Annotated in this window: 15 protein-coding genes and 1 pseudogene; 8 read left to right on the top strand and 8 right to left on the bottom strand. The window is 39.5% G+C overall.

Annotated elements, in window-relative coordinates; all coding sequences use genetic code 11:
* The 3 genes and pseudogenes from CWB72_RS12730 to CWB72_RS12720 form a co-directional block, all read right to left on the bottom strand.
* Positions 1-599 (bottom strand): annotated as a pseudogene (locus tag CWB72_RS12730) (hypothetical protein); the annotation flags it as partial.
* 69 nt (positions 600-668) lie between these two features.
* The gene (locus tag CWB72_RS12725) at positions 669-923 is read right to left on the bottom strand and encodes a hypothetical protein (RefSeq protein WP_138631903.1); all 255 of its coding nucleotides are present in this window, start codon (positions 921-923) and stop codon (positions 669-671) included.
* 153 nt (positions 924-1,076) lie between these two features.
* On the bottom strand, positions 1,077-2,021 hold the full coding sequence (locus tag CWB72_RS12720; protein ID WP_130255159.1) for a sodium-dependent bicarbonate transport family permease: 945 nt from the start codon (positions 2,019-2,021) through the stop codon (positions 1,077-1,079).
* A 94-nt stretch (positions 2,022-2,115) separates the two neighbouring features.
* On the opposite strand from CWB72_RS12720, the gene CWB72_RS12715 reads away from it, so the two are divergent.
* Entirely contained in the window at positions 2,116-3,072 is a 957-nt protein-coding gene (locus CWB72_RS12715) for a LysR family transcriptional regulator (RefSeq protein WP_138631901.1), read from the top strand.
* A gap of 323 nt (positions 3,073-3,395) precedes the next feature.
* Here the strand turns inward: CWB72_RS12715 and CWB72_RS12710 are convergent, their stop codons facing one another.
* Entirely contained in the window at positions 3,396-4,178 is a 783-nt protein-coding gene (locus CWB72_RS12710) for a putative porin (protein WP_130255157.1), read from the bottom strand.
* A 197-nt stretch (positions 4,179-4,375) separates the two neighbouring features.
* Here CWB72_RS12710 and CWB72_RS12705 point away from each other — a divergent pair, with 197 nt between their 5' ends.
* The 7 genes from CWB72_RS12705 (at position 4,376) to CWB72_RS12675 (ending at position 13,006) form a co-directional block, all read left to right on the top strand.
* On the top strand, positions 4,376-6,154 hold the full coding sequence (locus CWB72_RS12705) for an ABC transporter transmembrane domain-containing protein (RefSeq protein ID WP_252371554.1): 1,779 nt from the start codon (positions 4,376-4,378) through the stop codon (positions 6,152-6,154).
* A gap of 187 nt (positions 6,155-6,341) precedes the next feature.
* Positions 6,342-7,181, top strand: a complete 840-nt coding sequence (locus CWB72_RS12700; protein WP_138631897.1) for a pirin family protein — start codon at positions 6,342-6,344, stop codon at positions 7,179-7,181.
* 137 nt (positions 7,182-7,318) lie between these two features.
* The gene (locus CWB72_RS12695; RefSeq protein WP_138568184.1) at positions 7,319-7,669 is read left to right on the top strand and encodes a lactoylglutathione lyase; all 351 of its coding nucleotides are present in this window, start codon (positions 7,319-7,321) and stop codon (positions 7,667-7,669) included.
* Between the two features lie 112 nt (positions 7,670-7,781).
* A complete protein-coding gene (locus tag CWB72_RS12690) occupies positions 7,782-8,438 on the top strand; it encodes an ABC transporter ATP-binding protein (protein WP_138631895.1) in 657 nt (218 codons plus the stop codon).
* A 3-nt stretch (positions 8,439-8,441) separates the two neighbouring features.
* Entirely contained in the window at positions 8,442-10,832 is a 2,391-nt protein-coding gene (locus CWB72_RS12685; RefSeq protein WP_138631893.1) for an FtsX-like permease family protein, read from the top strand.
* Positions 10,833-10,834: 2 nt separating this feature from the next.
* Positions 10,835-11,890, top strand: coding sequence for a lipocalin-like domain-containing protein (locus CWB72_RS12680; protein ID WP_252371553.1), 1,056 nt, complete (start codon positions 10,835-10,837; stop codon positions 11,888-11,890).
* A gap of 156 nt (positions 11,891-12,046) precedes the next feature.
* Positions 12,047-13,006, top strand: coding sequence for an ABC transporter substrate-binding protein (locus CWB72_RS12675; RefSeq protein WP_138631889.1), 960 nt, complete (start codon positions 12,047-12,049; stop codon positions 13,004-13,006).
* A gap of 29 nt (positions 13,007-13,035) precedes the next feature.
* On the opposite strand, the gene CWB72_RS12670 is transcribed toward CWB72_RS12675, so the two are convergent.
* The 4 genes from CWB72_RS12670 to CWB72_RS12655 all read right to left on the bottom strand — a co-directional run bounded on the left by CWB72_RS12670 (position 13,036) and on the right by CWB72_RS12655 (position 17,998).
* Entirely contained in the window at positions 13,036-13,389 is a 354-nt protein-coding gene (locus CWB72_RS12670) for a hypothetical protein (RefSeq protein ID WP_138631887.1), read from the bottom strand.
* A 172-nt stretch (positions 13,390-13,561) separates the two neighbouring features.
* Positions 13,562-14,119: a hypothetical protein gene (locus CWB72_RS12665; RefSeq protein WP_138631885.1), complete on the bottom strand. Its 558-nt coding sequence runs from the start codon at positions 14,117-14,119 to the stop codon at positions 13,562-13,564.
* A 927-nt stretch (positions 14,120-15,046) separates the two neighbouring features.
* Entirely contained in the window at positions 15,047-17,233 is a 2,187-nt protein-coding gene (locus CWB72_RS12660) for an OsmC domain/YcaO domain-containing protein (protein ID WP_138631883.1), read from the bottom strand.
* Between the two features lie 123 nt (positions 17,234-17,356).
* On the bottom strand, positions 17,357-17,998 hold the full coding sequence (locus CWB72_RS12655) for a protocatechuate 3,4-dioxygenase (RefSeq protein WP_138631881.1): 642 nt from the start codon (positions 17,996-17,998) through the stop codon (positions 17,357-17,359).
* Between the last annotated feature and the right edge of the window lie 153 nt (positions 17,999-18,151).

Below are 18,151 nucleotides of genomic sequence, written 5' to 3'. Positions count from 1 at the left end.
GCGCAGCTCAGGTTAATTAAATTTGAAATAAAGTAGCTTAAGAATACACCAACACCTATAACAATTAATGAAAATACAATAATTGTTATAATGGCGGATTCACTATCAGATTGTAGCTGGGGGCCTATCTCATCTAGACGGCTTTTGCTTGCAAGTTTGATCCTTTCAATTTGCTCAGCGATTTCAGGACCTATTTTATTTAAAGAGTTTTCAGTTAAATTATTTCTTGAAATAATGATCTCTTGAACTTTCTTAATACCTTCGACATAAACTTCAGAGCGCCTTGCAAAATCATTAAAAGCGGCTATATCTTGAGCATTGGTCAGCACTGATTTCTGATTTTGCGCCTCTATTGCAACTTCTTCGAACTCGTCTAGAGAGCGTTGGTTCTCTTCGACTGAGTTATTAATAAGAAATTTGCTTACATATGAACGTCCAAGTAACAGCGCTTCTTGTAATTTTGAAGATTTATGAAGTAAATCTGTATCTCGAATAGATGCACTTCTATCCATGGTTTTTGTTATGCTCTTTCGCATTTCAGCGCCATTACCATCTAAGTCATTTTGCACAACTTGGTTTCGCTGTTCGAATAAGCTCATAACTTGTGTAAATTCAGAGTTGTAATCTTTAGCTCCTTTTCTATGTCATTGATGAAAATCTGCTTATTTCTATCTTGAAATTAGTTTTTTCCCCTGCCCGATGAATTTATTTAACAAGTTAAAACGTTCTTCAAACTCAGAAACACTCTTCTGATCTTGTTCTTTAAAAAACTTCAAAGCATTGAGCCTGACCATTAACAAGTTAGCTTGAATACGACCAGACAAATTACTGTCTCTGGCATTCATACGATATTCAACAAAATTATCATGCCCTGAGCTTAAGGCAAAGTTAAGTTGGACATGTAGCTTTAGACGCTGGAACATTTAGATAACTCTCAGTATTAAACACTACCTGTGTCATTTCAGTCCATGAATAGTTTAGTTTTTATGAATATAGAAGGTATCTTAAATTTTGCGGGATAATATTGATTGATGATAAGTTTTTGATGTTAAAGCTGGCAATGCCAGCTTTTATTTTTAAGATAAATACCACTGTGCTATTTGATGATACACGCCAATGCCTATGACTACATTGAGTGGAAAAGTTAAACCAAGCGAACTCAACATCGCCAAACCTATGTCAGCCTCTTTTATCGATGCTTTTATCGCGGCAGGTGCAGCGATATAAGAGGCACTGGCCAGAATACTAGCTAAAACAACAATAGAACCTAGAGATAAACCTAAAGTTGCGCCAACAAACACACCTAATGACCCAAGTATAAACGGGATTGTTAATGCAAATATTGCCAGCTTCCAATACTTAAATGGCAGCGGTCTTAAAGTTTGCGCCGCTGTAATACCCATTTCTAATAAAAACAGCGCCAGTACTACTTTAAAGCTCGAAGTTAGTAATCCAGTTACTTGTGCACCTTGTTGTTCACCATACATCAGACCTATAAATACACCGCCTACAAGTAGGATCACACTCTTATTCGTTAATGCCTCATGCCAAAGCGCTTTCATCGAAACTTGCGTAGAGGTGTCATGAGAGAGTTTTCTAAATAACAATAAGCCAACAATAATTGCGGGTAATTCTAACAACACTAAATATAGAGTCACCTCAGCGCCTACTGCCAACTGATTCGTTTCGGCATATGCTAAAGCAACCGCAAATGTACCTGCGCTTACCGAGCCATAATGTGCAGCGATACTGGCACTATTCGCCACAGAAAGACCGATTAATTTTCTTAATAGTGGAAATAAACTCAGTGGGATCAATGCACCTAATGCAACAACCGTCAGCATCTGTGGTAATAAAGACCAACTCACATTACCGTGTAATGCAATTCCGCCTTTTAAACCAATTGTCAGCATTAATAATAAGCTTAACGTATCGTAAGTGGCTTTCGGAATGGCCAGATCTGATCTTAATAACCCAGCGACCAAACCTAAGATAAAAAACATGACGATTATATCAGGCATAAATACTCCTCTAAATTGCTGCGAAGCATTGTAAAAGACTATTTATATTGATAATAATTAAAGTTTAATAATACATATATAGATAATAATAAATATGATTGAACGCTATCTGACATTTCGCTTGTTAAGGGTCTATATCACATTAGTTCAAACCGGCTCTATCAGCGAAACTGCAAGGCAACTTCATCTAACCCAACCCACTGTATCTATTCAGCTTAAAAAACTGCAAGAAACAGTAGGTCATAGATTATATTCTTTTCAACAACAGAGATTTGTCTTAACTGAAGCCGGAAATGCTCTGTACTTATCTTGCCAGAAGATTTTCGCATGTTTAGATGAATTTACCTCGCAGCTAGACGATATAGATGCAGGCCAATCTGGTCACCTAAAGATTGCGATGGTAAACACCGCACAATATATACTGCCTAAGCTAATAGGCCCTTTTCAGATCAGGTTTCCAGGAATAGAAATAACGCTTGAAATAGGTAACCGTGAGCAGGTTCTACAACGTTTCGAACAGGGCTTAGACGACTTGTATGTATTCAGTCATCCCCCCTCATTAGAGCATGCAATTGCTGAACCTTTTCTGGTGAACCCCTTAGTGATGGTTGCCAATAGCGCACATCCTCTTGCTCATAATGAACGCATCGATATCAGAGAATTACTCGAGAACCGTTTTCTGCTGAGAGAGCAAGGCTCAGCGACACGAATGATGTTTGATAGCTTTTTGCAAAACCAAGGCGCAACTCCTTCGCACATGCAGCAACTATCAAGTAATGAGGCAATAAAAGTTGGTATTTCAGCAGGAATGGGCATTGGTATGTTGTCGCAGCATGTATTAGATTTGCATAACTCCAACCTAACCGTTTTATCTGTTGAAGGATTACCTTTGGTGAATCATTGGTATTTTATTGCACGTAACGACCGATATATGCCCAAAACAGCATTGAAGTTTTTAAGCTTTTGTCAAACATCTGTAGAGCAAGTTTTAGGAGAACCGTGGCGAGGAGAATTAGAAGGCCTTATCGTTCGTCATTTTGAACATCTATAATTTGTGGTTTAAGTTCAAAGCCTCTGCCTAAGCCAGATATGACTTGCAAATTGCTTTGCTGATTAAAAATAGTGATAGAAATTAAGCATGCTTTTTGATTTGAACAATTCGCACCCCATAAATCAGGGTGAACTAAATCAACAAATATCTATAAGTCATCAAGATATTACCTTTATCGCGGAGATGACGAAACACCACCAGAGTGGAAGTTTGAAATTCACTTTTAGCTCACTGCTCACAAAAAAACCATAGAGCCAGTTTAGCTATATGGTTTTTCTGTCGTTTTATAAATATTAACCTCAAACGGTTAAGCTTCATCGCACTTAATACTGTGCTGTGAAAGTGAGCTGATAGACTTCACCACCATCAAAGTCGATTATGCTGCCGCCTAGATGAAACTTATCATTAAAGAAGTATTTCGCTTTAATACCTAAATCAGAATCAAAAGAGCCTAAGCCAACTGATAGGTTGCGATTCATGTAATAATTTATGACCGCTGACGTATAGTCATCATTAAAATAATAATCTTTTTCGTGCTCTAGATCTAAGCTAATGAACTGATCACCAGAAAGCTTCTTAAAATAACGACCCGAAAGTGTCCATGTATCAAAGTCTGACTCAGTATCAAGCGTTACACCAAAATAATCATTTTCATTAATTTGGTGATTATACTCTGCTTTCAACATGGTTTGGTCATTAGCATTTTCGCGGTCTTGATATCGAATGCTCAACTTTAATTTATCAGCAAATAAATAGCCAAAACCAATTTCAGCATCATCACTAATATGACCGATATCTTCAGTACCAGCCAATACAAACCACTCTTTAGTCGCGAACCATTCACCAGATACCGCAAGATCTTTCACATCATCATACTTCAAGTAAGTCGCTTGAATATTGGTATCAGTATTTAAATAACCAAAATCATCCCACACACCTGAATGTTGTTGCGGCGCAAAAAAGTAATGGCTAGAGATTATATAAGCATTATCTCCGTCAGGAAAATCAGCAAAACCTACCTGATTAAATAGCTGTTTAGACTCATCGGCTACAGAAGAAAATGAAGAAAGTGCTGCAATTACAGCAACAGAAAGAAGCTTTTTCATGGTATTCCTTTAGATTCCATTGAAAACATTGTCATAAGAGGCGGCATTCTAATCGAAACTGCCTTAACCTCAAATGACTTTTTGTTACAAAACATTCGACTCTTTTTATTCAATTATCTTTATAGTTCAGCAAATTAAAGGCACACTTTGGCTTCTTCTGACACATATTCAGTCAACCTAGAAACTTGGAGGCTCAGTTGAGCGATAAAGACAAAAAACAGCAGTCTGCTTTTAAGAGTCTGATACCTATTTTTGGTTTTATAAAACCTTACAAACTAGTTGCACTTTCAGCATTGTTAGTACTGCTATTTACTTCTGGCTTAAACCTTTTATTAGGCCAAGGGGTGAAATATGTCATCGACCATGGATTTATTGCAGGCTCTGTAGAACAGCTCACCAATGCGGTTTTTGTCATGATTGCACTGATTGTTTTATTTGCAGGCGGTACATTTACTCGATTTTATTTAATGAGCTGGATTGGTGAACGAGTCTGTAATGATATACGTAAAGCCGTGTTTAATAAAATTATCCACCTTCATCCGAGTTACTTTGAAGAAAATCGCAGTGGCGAGTTGATGTCACGCTTAACCACGGACACAACACTTTTACAATCCATAGTTGGTTCTTCATTCTCAATGGCGCTGCGCAGTACATTAATGATGTTTGGCGGCTTAGTCATGTTATTCATTCTGAACTTTAAGCTGACTTTATTGGTGATGCTCTGCGTACCTTTGACCCTCCTTCCCCTTTTCTTCTTCGGTAAAAAAGTGCGTAAGCTTTCTGAGAACAGCCAAAGTGCTATTGCGGATATAAGTACTTATGCTGGTGAAATTATTCAGAACATAAAAGTGGTACAAAGTTACACCCATGAAACAAAAGAAAAAACCGCATTTGCTGGAGAAGTAGAAAAAGCGTTCACAGTAGCAAAACACCGTATTACACAGCGAGCAATATTAATTGCAGCAGTAATTGGCCTAACATTTAGCGCCATTACCGTGATGCTTTGGGTTGGTGGTATGGATGTGATCGCAGGGCATATGTCAGGCGGTGAACTGGCTGCCTTCGTATTTTATGCAGTGATTGTTGCCTCGAGTGTAGCAACTGTCTCTGAAGTATATGGTGAGCTTCAACGTGCAGCCGGTGCTGCAACCCGATTATTAGATTTATTGAATGTCAAAAGTGATATTACCAACAAAGATAATGCCTCCTTGCTTACTTGGCATCAAGACGCCCATTTAAAGTTTGATAATGTCACCTTTAATTACCCTTCTAGACCTGAAGTTGCGGCGCTAGATAAAGTGAGCCTGACAATCGAAAAAGGCAAAATTGTTGCTATTGTTGGCCCATCAGGCGCAGGCAAAACCACCCTATTTGAGTTATTACAGCGCTTTTACGACCCGCAAACCGGAAACATTTGTATAGGCGAGCAATCTATTGATTCTCTGACTTTAGATTCTCTTAGACACACAATGGGCATGGTGCCGCAAAACCCCGTGCTATTTAGCTCAGATGTATGGCACAACATACGCTACGGCAACCCGGACGCAACTGACGAGCAAGTTATAGAAGCCGCAAAACGTGCCCATGCACATGACTTTATTACCAGTTTACCCGAAGGCTATGGCAGCTTTTTAGGCGAGCAAGGCGTTCGCTTATCAGGAGGACAAAAACAACGTATCGCGATTGCTCGAGCTATTTTAAAAGACCCATCAATTTTATTGCTTGATGAAGCCACCAGCGCCCTTGATGCAGAAAGTGAATTTCATGTTCAAGCTGCTTTAAATGAGCTAATGCAAGATAGAACGACGCTAATCATTGCCCATCGCCTAGCAACTGTAATGCATGCCGACACTATAGTGGTAATGGATAAAGGACAAATTGTTGCGCAAGGCAATCATCAAACACTACTCAAAGAATCAAAGTTATATCAAAGACTTTGTGAGTTACAATTTGAACATTCAGGTAAATTAGATTAGTCATTTTCTATGTTTTGATTTAACAATATTGCTTATCCCCTAGCTTGGTTATACTCAATCAAGCTAGGAAATCTCTTTTGAAATAAACTCTTCAAATAATTTGAATATATCTATCAATTTCCTACGCTTATTTACCTCAACTAAACTTGCTAAATTTATCTCATCAAACAGCTAGAGATTAAGCAGCATGAAAATTATTCGTACCAACAAAGCACACGCCACCCAAGATGGTGCTGGCGTCAACATTAGCCGTATTGCGGGGTTTGACGGTAGAAGCCTTGACCCCTTTTTGATGATCGATGAACTAAAATCAGACAACAAAAGTGATTTTATGGCCGGCTTTCCTGCTCACCCTCATCGTGGCATTGAAACCTTTACTTATATTCGTAAAGGTGGCTTTGAGCACCAAGATCAAATGGGTAATAAAAAAGCCATACGCGCAGGTGACGTTCAATGGATGAGCACTGGCCGTGGCGTAATACACTCTGAAATGCCACTCGCTGATGCAGAGCACGGCATGCACGGCTTTCAGATTTGGTTAAATATGCCTGCAAAAGACAAAATGCGTCCGCCTCGTTATAAAGATACCACGGAGCAAAAAGTCCCAGTGTTACAAAATGACGCAGGTATAGAGCTAAGAGCACTGGCTGGAAGTTGGCAACTAGAGCAACAAACCGCGATATCTTCAATTGATGAATTAGCCGGTAATGGCGCTATTGCCGATGTAATATTGCCAGCAAACACTGAAACAACTTTAGACATCTCTGCACACAGCAAAGCACTTGTTTATATTCATTCTGGCTCTATTGCTGACACTGAATATGTCGAAACCTATCAGTTTGAGGTTGAACCTAACGCACCACTAACTTTAAAAGCAGGTGAAAGGGGGTTAGGTGTTTTAGTGTTAGTCGGCGAGCCTATTCGAGAGAAAATCGCCCACATGGGGCCTTTTGTGATGAACACCCAAGAAGAGCTTCATCAAGCAGTTCGCGATTATCAAATGGGCCGCTTTGGCGATATTGTATAAGTGCTTTTTTGATTTAACCTTTTTCCAACATACAAAACTGACCCGAGTATTTTGATTCGGGTCATTATACTGTTTATCATTCATTTAATGCTTCACTGCAACTACCAAACATGATGAGTCTTAAAAAGGAATGAAAAATGAGAGTTGATGATATCCGCGTCTTTATACCAGCAAAAGATTTTACAATATCGAAAGCGTTTTATACCGCGCTTGGGTTTAACGGCAGTGATGCTTCAGAAGATTTAACCCTTTATGAAAAAGGCGATTGTTACTTTTTCTTGAGCCGCTTTTACAACCAAGAGCTAGCAACTAATTTAATGATGCAACTTTCGGTACATGACATTGATGAGGCTTATGAGCATATCTCTTCAATTCAAGGATTCGATATCAAATTCACCCAAATTAAAACTGAGCCGTGGGGCAAAGTTGTTTATTTATGGGGACCTTCTGGAGAGTTGTGGCATGTAACCGAGTTTAATTTGCGTTAAACCATTTAATGAACTGGCTAAATATCTGACACACCTTGTTGCAAGTTTTGCTTTATCTTACCTATGCGCGTTTTGTAAACTAAGCAAAACCACTGAGCAACAAGGAATTACAGTGATAAGCGTAACTGAACTATGCTTTTCTCGCGCTGATGGCGACCAAGTACAAACCCTATTTGATGGCTTTAGTTTTGAAGTCAGTGCACAAGAGCAAGTGGCACTACTGGGTGACAGTGGTTCAGGAAAAACCACCTTATTACACCTACTCGCTGGGTTGCTCACACCCGATAGTGGCCAAATCAGTATTAATGGCGAGGTTATATCTGCATATAACGACAAAAAACTTGCACATTATCGTCGAAAAATAGGCCTTATATTCCAGCATTACCAACTGCTCGATTGCCTGACTGTTAAACAAAACATCTTATTTCAGCACAAGCTCAACTACCCTAATCAAGATGCCAAAGAATTTGACCTTCTGATTGAGCAACTTGGTTTAAATGGCAAATTGAATAAGTTACCTCACCAATTGTCTGGTGGTGAGCAACAACGTGTCGGTATAGCCAGAGCCTTATTAAACCAGCCTAAGCTTATACTTGCTGATGAACCTACCGGCAACTTAGATCAAGCTCGCTCACACCAAGTGGTTGAAATGCTCACAAGTTTATGTAAAGAAAGACAAATTAATTTAGTTATGGTCACTCACTCGCAGCAACTGACACAGTATTTTGATACGGTGAAAGTACTCGCTAATGGGCAATTCAACGAGTAGATCATGGCTGAAATTAAACTCATATTAACGACGCACATTGCTTATTTTAGGCGTCACCCTTGGCTATTGTTGCTCTTTATCGTGGGGCTGAGTTTAGGCAGTGCCCTACTCACCGCCATTGCCGGACTTAACCAAGAAGCAAAAAATCGCCACAGTAAATCATCAGCCCTCATAGACTCTGCGGTCAGTCACATTGTCAAACCTCCCATAGGGCAAGACTATCTCGATGGCAAGCTATGGCTGAAGTTACGCGAACATGGTTTCACCAAGGCGCAACCTGTATTACGGGGTAAGCTAACACTCAAATCAGGTAAAACTCTGTACGTTCAGGGCATAAACAGTCTCCTTTGGATGACTCAGTCTATTCCCGAATTCTCTACTCAAACTGAAGAGAAAGAGAATACTGGCTTTGCATTTGATGCCATTATGATTGACACCAATCGAGCACAAAGCTATCAACTACATAAAGACGACAATACGCTTGCGCTGCAAAACAATCCGCATACGCCAAAATTTATATTAGTTGATGACATAGGTGTTTGGTCGCTCACCGATATTGCTTATGCAGACATGTTACTCAACGCACAAGGTAAACTCAGTTTTATCGAATTTACAGGCTTATCATCTGAGCAAGTTTCGCAGGTTGAAGCCATTTTAGACCATGAAGCCAGATTAGTTGCCTCACAAGAGCAAGACTTTGATGCGCTTTCTGAAGCTTTCTTTTTTAACCTCGCAGCACTGGCGCTACTTGGTTATATTGTCGCTGCGTTTTTAAGCTTCAACGCCATTAAGCTTTCTATTGCTGGGCGCAAAAAACTGCTCACTCAATTTAACCTGTTGGGGTGCTCAAAACAGGCGATTACGACGGCCATTGTCATAGAGTTTACCCTCATGAGCTTTATCACTGCACTACTTGGTAGCGTGGCAGGCTTTTTAATTGCCAATGCACTTGTACTCGATATAAACCGTACCTTGATGGGCTTATATCAGTTAGATAAAGCACTTACCATCAGTTGGCAATGGCAAACTTTAGCACTAGGGTTTATCGTCAACTTAGCGACTTTAGCACTTATGGTTGTCACCCAGAAAAAGAGGTTGCAAGGAAAAGGCAATACGCTTTTCACGCTATCGCTGCTCGGTATTCTTGCCGCACTGAGTTACTTGTATTTAAATGCCAGCACTGAATTTGAAGCACTGTTGTTGTGCTTTTTCATCTTGGCCTTGTTTGTGCAGCTCACGCCAACTTGCTTACAAGGTTTATTAAGTTTCAAAAACCCATTCAAGCAGCCTCTTTGGCAATGGCTTTACGCCGACAGTAAATCTCAATTAACTGAATTACGCATTGCCATCGTGGCTATTTTAGTTGCGCTTGGTAGCGCTATTGGTATGCAAATTATGGTGAAGAGCTTCAGTAACACTCTCAATGCACACCTTGAAAAACAACTCAGTGCCGACATGTATATTCATGCTGATAAATACCAACCAGAACTGAGAGCGAATTTGAATGGCGATGCTGACATTCAGCGTGTTGGCATTTATATGGCGTCTAATGGTTACATCAATGCTATGCCTGCAAAACTTGCAAGCTTTGGGAATAGCGCTGATGCTTTCTCACATATCAACTTAACTACAGGTGAGCCTATCAGTGCGGCGCACTTTACTAATAATGGCTGCATAGCCAATGAACAAGCACTTATAAAACACGGTATTCAACTTGATGATACGGTGTTGTTCAAGCAAAACCAGTACAGCTTCTTGTGTCGTATTTCGGCGTTTGCTTATGACTATGGCAACACCGCATTGGGTCTCATTACCCTTGAAGATAATATCAAGCAAAGCCCATTACATTGGCAAGTATATGGCTTATCTTTGACCTTGAACAGACAAGTATCAACTTCTCAAATTACTGAAAAGCTTATTAATAACTATGGGATAGATAGCGCCGCCATTTCAGAAAATAAACGCTTTAAAGAAATCGCAAACAAACTGTTTAACGACACCTTCAAAGTCACGAAAGTACTCAATGGATTTATTCTCGCCATCGCACTGATCAGTTTATGTATTAGCTTATTAAGTCTCAGTGCCCAACACGCTAAACAACTGGCAGTGCTTAACAGTCTAGGGGTCGATCCCACTCATTTACATAAGCTAAAACTCATACAAACCATTGCGTTAGTCGGTTTTACATGCTTGTTTGCCATTCCGCTAGGGTTAGCTTTGGGTTTGGCATTGCTGAAATATGTTATGCCTATTGCCTTTGGCTGGACCATACATTTCTATCTAGATATACCAGCTTTGATCAGCACCTGTTTATTCTTGCTGTTATCTGCTGTGATATGCGCTTATCTACCAGTGAAACGGCTCACTGCCAGTTTACATCGTAAGGAAGGTTAATTGTGAAATCTGTTTATGTATTGTTATTCACTTTATTAATGCTGCTGGGGTGTGAAAAGGCGCCACAGCCGCAAGAAAAACAGCTTTTACATACCATGCGCGGCGAACCTGTCGATGCCAAACGTGGTGTGAAGTTTCCAGAAGATCATGGCGCACATTTAGCGCAAGGCATTGAGTGGTGGTACATCACAGCCACTTTGACTGCTGAGACAGGTGAAACCTTTGGTGCACAGTGGACACTATTTAGAACTCAAGTCCCGCTGCCATTCGAATCAACCTGGTGGGACGACCAGCTCTACTTTGCGCACTTCGCCCTACAACATGAACAAAAACATGTTGCTTTTGAGCGCTATGCCCGTGCAGGCCAAGCGCAAATAACATCACAACCCTTTACTGCTTTTTTAGATGATTGGTCACTTAAAAGTCAAGCTCGCAACTTTTTACCCCTGCAAATGAAAGCCAAACAAGGCGACTATGAAATTGATGTTTCGCTAACCAACAGCCCACTTACGCTACATGGTGACAATGGCTACAGCCAAAAAACACAAAGCGGTCATGCCTCTTACTATTTTAGCTACCCATTTCTAGAAACCGCTGGCACCCTCACCTTTGCAGGTAAAGAGTATAAAGTCACAGGTAATGCTTGGTACGACCGAGAATGGTCAGCAAGCTTGATCGACAAAAATCAAATGGGTTGGGACTGGTTTAGCCTAGTAAGTGGCACTGATAAAAGTCAAAAAACAGGTCTGATGCTATTTTGCATTCGTGATGCACAGCAGAACTATGATTACTGCAGCGGCACGCATATTGATGAAAAAGGCCAAACACAGCAAATTCTCAAACAAGATATTCTGCTAGAAAAACTTAAGCACATAAGTATTGATAACAAACGCTACCCAAGTAAGTGGCGTGTTACTTTGCAGAATATCGAGCCTATCGTGATTGAAACCATCACTAAAGACTCAGTCAATAAGCTCTCCATTCAATATTGGGAAGGCAGAGTCAAAGCCAATGGTGGTTTTAAAGGCATGGGGTATGCAGAGTTATTTGGGTATTAAAATTTAGCGGCTTCATTAAGCCGCTTTTTAGAATAAAAACCTTTACACCTTCACGATAACCCTGAACTTTTTCTGTTCACTGCTATGCTATATAAAACAATAATCGCTAGCTTTGACATAAGTATACTAATACGCGTATCTAGGAACGATGATTAAATGCCAAGAATCAATCTCATACTTTTGAGTTTTGTTTTTTTTGTATGTAGCTTAAGTGCCCAGAATTCAACTAATCAGATACAAAAAGAACATCAACCAATTAGAATAATTACCAATAACTGGGCTTCCCAAAAGGTCATTTCTCATATCGTTGGCAATATCTATCAACAACTCGGCTTTGAAGTGAGTTATCTAGAATTACCTACTGAAGGCCAATGGTTTGCACTGAAATATAATAAGGCTGACATACAAGTTGAAGTATGGGAAGGCAGTATGGCAGATAAATATTATCAATTAAAAGAAGAAAATAGCATTATCGATGCGGGGAGCCATAACGCTAAAACTCGTGAAGAATGGTGGTTTCCTAGCTATGTTAAAGCACAGTGCCCTAACCTACCAAAATGGACTGCATTAAACGAATGCGCGGCTTTGTTTTCAGATGAAAACTCAAACCGCGGTATTTACTACGCAGGCCCATGGGAAAAACCTGATAGAGCAAGGATCAGAGCATTGAAACTAAATTTTAAATTGATCACCCTCAATTCTTCAGATGAACTCTGGGTCAAGTTAACAGAGGCTTATACGCAAAAAAAACCTATTTTGTTGTTTAATTGGACACCCAATTGGGTCAATGCCAAATATCAGGGCGAATTTATTGAGTTTCCTGACTATGATATTGAGTGCGAGACAGTGCCTGAATGGGGTGTAAATAAAGTTTTTCTTTATGATTGCGGCAACCCTAAATCAGCTTGGCTAAAAAAAATTGCCTCACGTAGTCTAGCTGAGCGTAATTCTTGCGCCTTGAACACTCTAAAAAATGTGAATTTAAACAACTCGCAGTTTGAAGAAATAGCAGCTTTAGTCATGATTAAGGGGCTAACCATAGAAAAAGCAGCTAAGTATTGGCTAAGCGAAAACCAATCTCTATGGAGAAGTTGGATAAGTAAAGATTGCCAATAGTTAATATCAACCTTTTTCAGATAGATGATCTAGTTAACTTGTGCTTCTTTTTTAATTTGAAAAATGCAGATACTTGCCAAAATCACACCTAGAACATTAACCACCACATAAACTTGTGTGGTTATATTAAAATGAAAGCTCATTGCCAATGCAAATAAAAAACCAAACTTCTGACCGTTTACTCCTACGACTAATATTTGACATAGCCAAAATAATAAAACCAAGTAACGGGCAAACACCCTTGCTTTAAATAAGCTATAGCTGGCAAACACACCCATCACGCAAAGTAATGCTGAAAATGGCGCAAAATTTAAACTAGTCATATACATATAGCTATTCGCACCTAAACTTAAAATAGCAGCAATAGCTGTGATGAAAGACATAAAAATGAGGGTTTTATTACGGTTCAGCACTTTTCAATCTCGTACCTAAAATGGACCACTGCAATCATAAAAAATTTCACAAGATGCAACAATGATTAAAAAGAAAAAAGCCCCAAAAAAATTTGGGGCGAAAGTAGCTCAAGCTTGGATGGGAGACCCGATTTCTCGGAATTTAAGCTGCGGCTTTTAAATTTAATACATTCATTAAAATGGGTTTAAACACTAAATTTGACAAATACGACACTAATGCAATTGCAGTTATTATCAAAAAGGGCGTTACAGCACCAAATACCAGAAAATTTCCTACTACATAGGCCAAAACACATTCAGCTCTATAAATAGGTAAAATTAGTCCTGCCACTAACAACATAACAGTGCACATTAAGAGCACATCTAAACCATAAATAACAAAGCTAATAGATTGTAAAGCAGCCAGCAGTAACATGACTAAAAAAGCCAATTTAACTGCCCTAACTTTATTAATCACTTTGCTTTTATCTAATTGAGAACACACAACTCGGCTTTTTAAATTTACTGATACAAACCAAGTTAAAGCTGGCAAAACAATCATACTCCACCAATTAGATACCTCTGGTAATACAGAGCTATACAATAAGTGATGGCTGACAATCCCACCATTAGCATGTTGCCACAACAAATGAGTGGTGACGAAAAATGTGATTGCCATCAATAATTGTAATGAACGTGTTTCAAACCTTAATTCACTCATGACACCCTCTTTGACTGTCATCAGAAGCTATAAGAGTGAGTGTATTGCAGATTTAAAATAAAGAGTGTCAATTGTTCGAATAAATGTAACTGTCTATGTCAGGTGACATAAAAACTGTAAATTTGACACATTTTGCGCAAAAAGAGCCCCACCAAAACGGTAGGGCAAAACAGCGTTAGCTTTTTCAGGGAGATTAAGCTGTGCTCACAGGGGAAAACTTAAATAGGCTTGTTACCAAACCCATGACAACGTCATATAGAGCCGCCAGGCTGAAACACACCTCGCTCACTTTTAGTTCTGTAACCTACTACCAAAACCAACTACTGGTAATAACAAGTAAACTAAAAGCTTTGCTGTAACCAAACTCTATGAAACCCAGTTTAATGATGTAGAAGAATTAAACAGTCACAATTATCGCTGCATTTGTAAAAGAGTGTTTTCAGTACCCTAAAGTCTGTAACCACATCAATAATCACCCTGCATTTTTAAAAGAAACGCTAGTTGGAGGGCCGTAATTCAATCCAACAAATTAAATTGATAACTACTACACTCACATCAAATTGCAGGCAAAAAAAAGCCCCACCAAAATGGTAGGGCAAAAATTAGTTTAAGCTTCAGAGAGATAAAGCTTTGCTCTCAAGGGGAAAACTTAAAATGGGTTCGTTGTCAAACCCATTGAAAACTTCACATACAGTGTCGTTACTGTTGTAACCAAACTCTATGAAACCTAGTTTAATGATGTGGGAAAATTAAACAGTCACAATTATCGCTTCATTTGTAAAAGAGTGTTTTCAGTACCCTAAAGTCTGTAACCACATCAATAATCACTCAGTATTTTTTAGACAAACCACCTATTACAGAACTAAAAAAAGAGCATTTATCAAAAATAAATGCTCTTCTTCAAGGTGATTTATATATGAGCTAAATTTAGCTTTTCGCTAAACGAGCTCGTGCTGCGTGTAGCTTCTTATAGCTTTCAATTAAGCGTAAATGCTTATCTAGACCTTCAAGGTTCATGCTGGTTTCAGTTAAACCATAGAAAGTCACATCGCCATTAATTGAGCCGACAACGGCATCCATCACTTCTTGACCGAACATACGTGTGAAGCTATGAATGTAATCTTCGATTTCAAGTTCTTCATCAAGTGCTACTTCTAACGTTGCATCCATCGCTTGGTAGAATAAGCCACGCTCAACAATGGTATTGTCGTTGTATTGTAAGAAGGCTTCAACCAGCTCTTTGGTTGCTTCTAAATCACCTAATGCTATATAAATTAATAGCTTAAGCTCAAGAATTGTTAGCTGACCCCATACCGTGTTTTCGTCAAACTCAATACCTATTAATGTGATGATGTCGATGTAGTTGTCTAGTTCAGACTCTTCTAAACGCTCAACTAAATCAGCCAGTTCATCTTCACTCAAACGATGAAGATTTAAGATGTCTTCACGATATTGCAGGGCTTTATTGGTGTTATCCCAAATTAAGTCTTCAACCGGATAGACTTCTGAGTAGTCTGGTACAAGAATACGACATGCATTACCAATGTGTGTAAATTCAGCCACATAAGCTTCTTTATCCATCGACTCTAAAATACCAAATAACTTGTCTGACTCTTCTTCAGTTGTACCCGAGAAGTCCCACTCAACAAACTCATAATCGTGCTTAGCACTGAAGAAACGCCAAGAAATTTTACCTGTTGAATCAATAAAGTGTTCAACAAAGTTCTCAGGCTCTTGTACTGCCATGCTGTTAAATGTTGGCTTAGGTACGTCGTTTAAGCCTTCAAAACTACGACCTTGCAGTAGCTCAGTTAAGCTACGCTCAAGAGCAACCTCAAAGCTTGGGTGGGCACCGAATGACGCAAATACACCACCCGTTTTAGGGTTCATTAGCGTCACACACATAACAGGGAATTGACCGCCAAGTGATGCGTCTTTTACAACGACTGGGAAACCCTGCTCTTCAAGACCTTGAATACCTTCAACAATACCTGGGAACTTATCTAATACGGCTTGTGGTACATCTGGTAATACAATTTCTTGCTCGATGATCTGACGTTTAACCGCACGCTCAAAAATCTCAGACAAGCACTGAACTTTCGCTTCAGCTAGGTTATTACCGGCACTCATACCATTACTTAAGAATAAGTTTTCGATTAAGTTGGTTGGGAAGTAAACCGTTTCACCGTCTGAGTGACGTGTGTAAGGAATTGAACAAATACCACGTTCAACATTACCTGAGTTAGTATCGATTAGGTGCGAACCACATAACTCACCCTCTGGATCGTAAATCTCGCGCGTATATTCGTCTAAGATCTCTGTTGGTAATTCATCTTCTTCGTTTGGCTTGAACCATTTTTCATTTGGATAATGCACGAACTCAGCATTGGCGATTTCAGTACCAAAGAATTGATCGTTGTAGAAGAAGTTACAGCTTAAACGCTCGATGAATTCACCTAATGCCGAACATAATGCGCTCTCCTTGGTTGCGCCTTTACCATTGGTAAAGCACATTTCAGAAGCCGCATCACGAATATGCAATGACCAAACATTCGGTACGATGTTGCGCCATGAAGAAATTTCGATCTTCATACCTAAGTCTTCCATTACCGATGTCATATTGGCAATGGTTTGCTCAAGTGGTAGGTCTTTACCTAAAATATATGTTTCTGTGCCGCCTTCTGGCGTTGTCATCAACATCGCTTGTGCGTCAGCGTCTAGGTTCTCAACGGTTTCAAGTTGGAAATCAGGGCCAGTTTGGATCACCTTTTTAACCGTACAGCGGTCAACCGCACGCAGCATGCCTTCACGATCTCTCTCAGAGATATGCTCTGGGATCTCAACCTGAATTTTAAAAATCTGGTTATAGCGGTTTTCAGGATCAACAATGTTGTTTTGTGCTACGCGAATGCCATCGGTCGGAATATCACGGGCGTTACAATACACCTTAATAAAGTAAGCCGCACACATTGCTGATGAAGCTAAGAAGTAATCGAATGGGCTTGGTGCTGAGCCATCACCTTTATAACGAATAGGTTGGTCGGCAATAATTGAGAAATCATCGAATTTCGCTTCAATTCGAAGATTATCAAGAAAATTAACTTTGATTTCCATAGAGCGGTTTCCACGGTCGCGCGCTTACTATGCTTTGTAAGCGCTTTTCTAAAAATACCGCTAATTATCCGCTTTTTCTGCTCAACTGTCTTGGGTTAATTATAAAAAAACGCCAACGACAAACTAAAATGCTTTCTGCAGAAAAATATCGTATCGATACTCGTTCGATTTACTGGTTTTTTTAGCCGTCATCATTTTCTGTTCTTGCTTAGATTTACGTTTGAACAAGCCATCTTTGTCGTTTAAAGGCTGATCGGGAAAATACAGCTGCGTCAGTAAAGACTCATAACCGTACTTACTGATTTTTATATGAATATGAGGTGTACGCTGCTGCGGTGCATTTAATGGATATGCTCCCGGCATCACGGTTTTAAATTTAAAGCGCCCTTGTTTACCACTTTGCAAAATCGCCCAGCCTTGAAAATGCGGGTCAATTGGCGCTTCACTATTATCGTGAGGGTGATGATATTTACCATAACTATTAGCCTGCCATAAATCTATGGTGACATCTTCAATGGCATTACCTTCTTGATCAAACACTTGTCCAAAGATATCTATAATAGTACCTTTGGCTCGCCCTACTATACCCTCAACTTGGGTTAAATCTGCATCCTTGTCTTTTTGTGGAGTTATGGGGTAAAACGGCCCTTCGACTTCCCTAGGGGTTAACATTTTACCACCAGCCTGTGCACCGAACGTTTGGCTTATAAGTAAACCGCCCATCGAGCCTAAGGCTGCACTTTTAATAAATTCTCTGCGCTTCATTGTATTCTCCTCACCTGCTTAACTAGGCTTTTTGTCATTGCATGGTTTTCACTGTAAAGCGTAGCGATTTATTCTTCTTATCAATCTTCTATTATTTTCCTAACCGAGAGTTTAAATAAATTTAACTCTATTTTTTATAAACTTATGGAAGGT

Origin of the sequence: Pseudoalteromonas phenolica (assembly GCF_005886345.1) — a bacterium.
In the GTDB taxonomy this organism is placed as follows: Bacteria; Pseudomonadota; Gammaproteobacteria; order Enterobacterales; family Alteromonadaceae; genus Pseudoalteromonas; species Pseudoalteromonas phenolica_A.
Note: the sequence above shows the minus strand (reverse complement) of the source record. Positions and strands in the feature narration are given on the sequence as shown.

Coding starts and splice junctions, on each gene's coding strand:
- CWB72_RS12725 (WP_138631903.1), bottom strand. CDS start 923: ATGTTCCAGCGTCTAAAGCTACATGTCCAACTTAACTTTGCCTTAAGC.
- CWB72_RS12720 (WP_130255159.1), bottom strand. CDS start 2,021: ATGCCTGATATAATCGTCATGTTTTTTATCTTAGGTTTGGTCGCTGGG.
- CWB72_RS12715 (WP_138631901.1), top strand. CDS start 2,116: ATGATTGAACGCTATCTGACATTTCGCTTGTTAAGGGTCTATATCACA.
- CWB72_RS12710 (WP_130255157.1), bottom strand. CDS start 4,178: ATGAAAAAGCTTCTTTCTGTTGCTGTAATTGCAGCACTTTCTTCATTT.
- CWB72_RS12700 (WP_138631897.1), top strand. CDS start 6,342: ATGAAAATTATTCGTACCAACAAAGCACACGCCACCCAAGATGGTGCT.
- CWB72_RS12695 (WP_138568184.1), top strand. CDS start 7,319: ATGAGAGTTGATGATATCCGCGTCTTTATACCAGCAAAAGATTTTACA.
- CWB72_RS12685 (WP_138631893.1), top strand. CDS start 8,442: ATGGCTGAAATTAAACTCATATTAACGACGCACATTGCTTATTTTAGG.
- CWB72_RS12675 (WP_138631889.1), top strand. CDS start 12,047: ATGCCAAGAATCAATCTCATACTTTTGAGTTTTGTTTTTTTTGTATGT.
- CWB72_RS12670 (WP_138631887.1), bottom strand. CDS start 13,389: ATGTCTTTCATCACAGCTATTGCTGCTATTTTAAGTTTAGGTGCGAAT.
- CWB72_RS12665 (WP_138631885.1), bottom strand. CDS start 14,119: ATGAGTGAATTAAGGTTTGAAACACGTTCATTACAATTATTGATGGCA.
- CWB72_RS12660 (WP_138631883.1), bottom strand. CDS start 17,233: ATGGAAATCAAAGTTAATTTTCTTGATAATCTTCGAATTGAAGCGAAA.
- CWB72_RS12655 (WP_138631881.1), bottom strand. CDS start 17,998: ATGAAGCGCAGAGAATTTATTAAAAGTGCAGCCTTAGGCTCGATGGGC.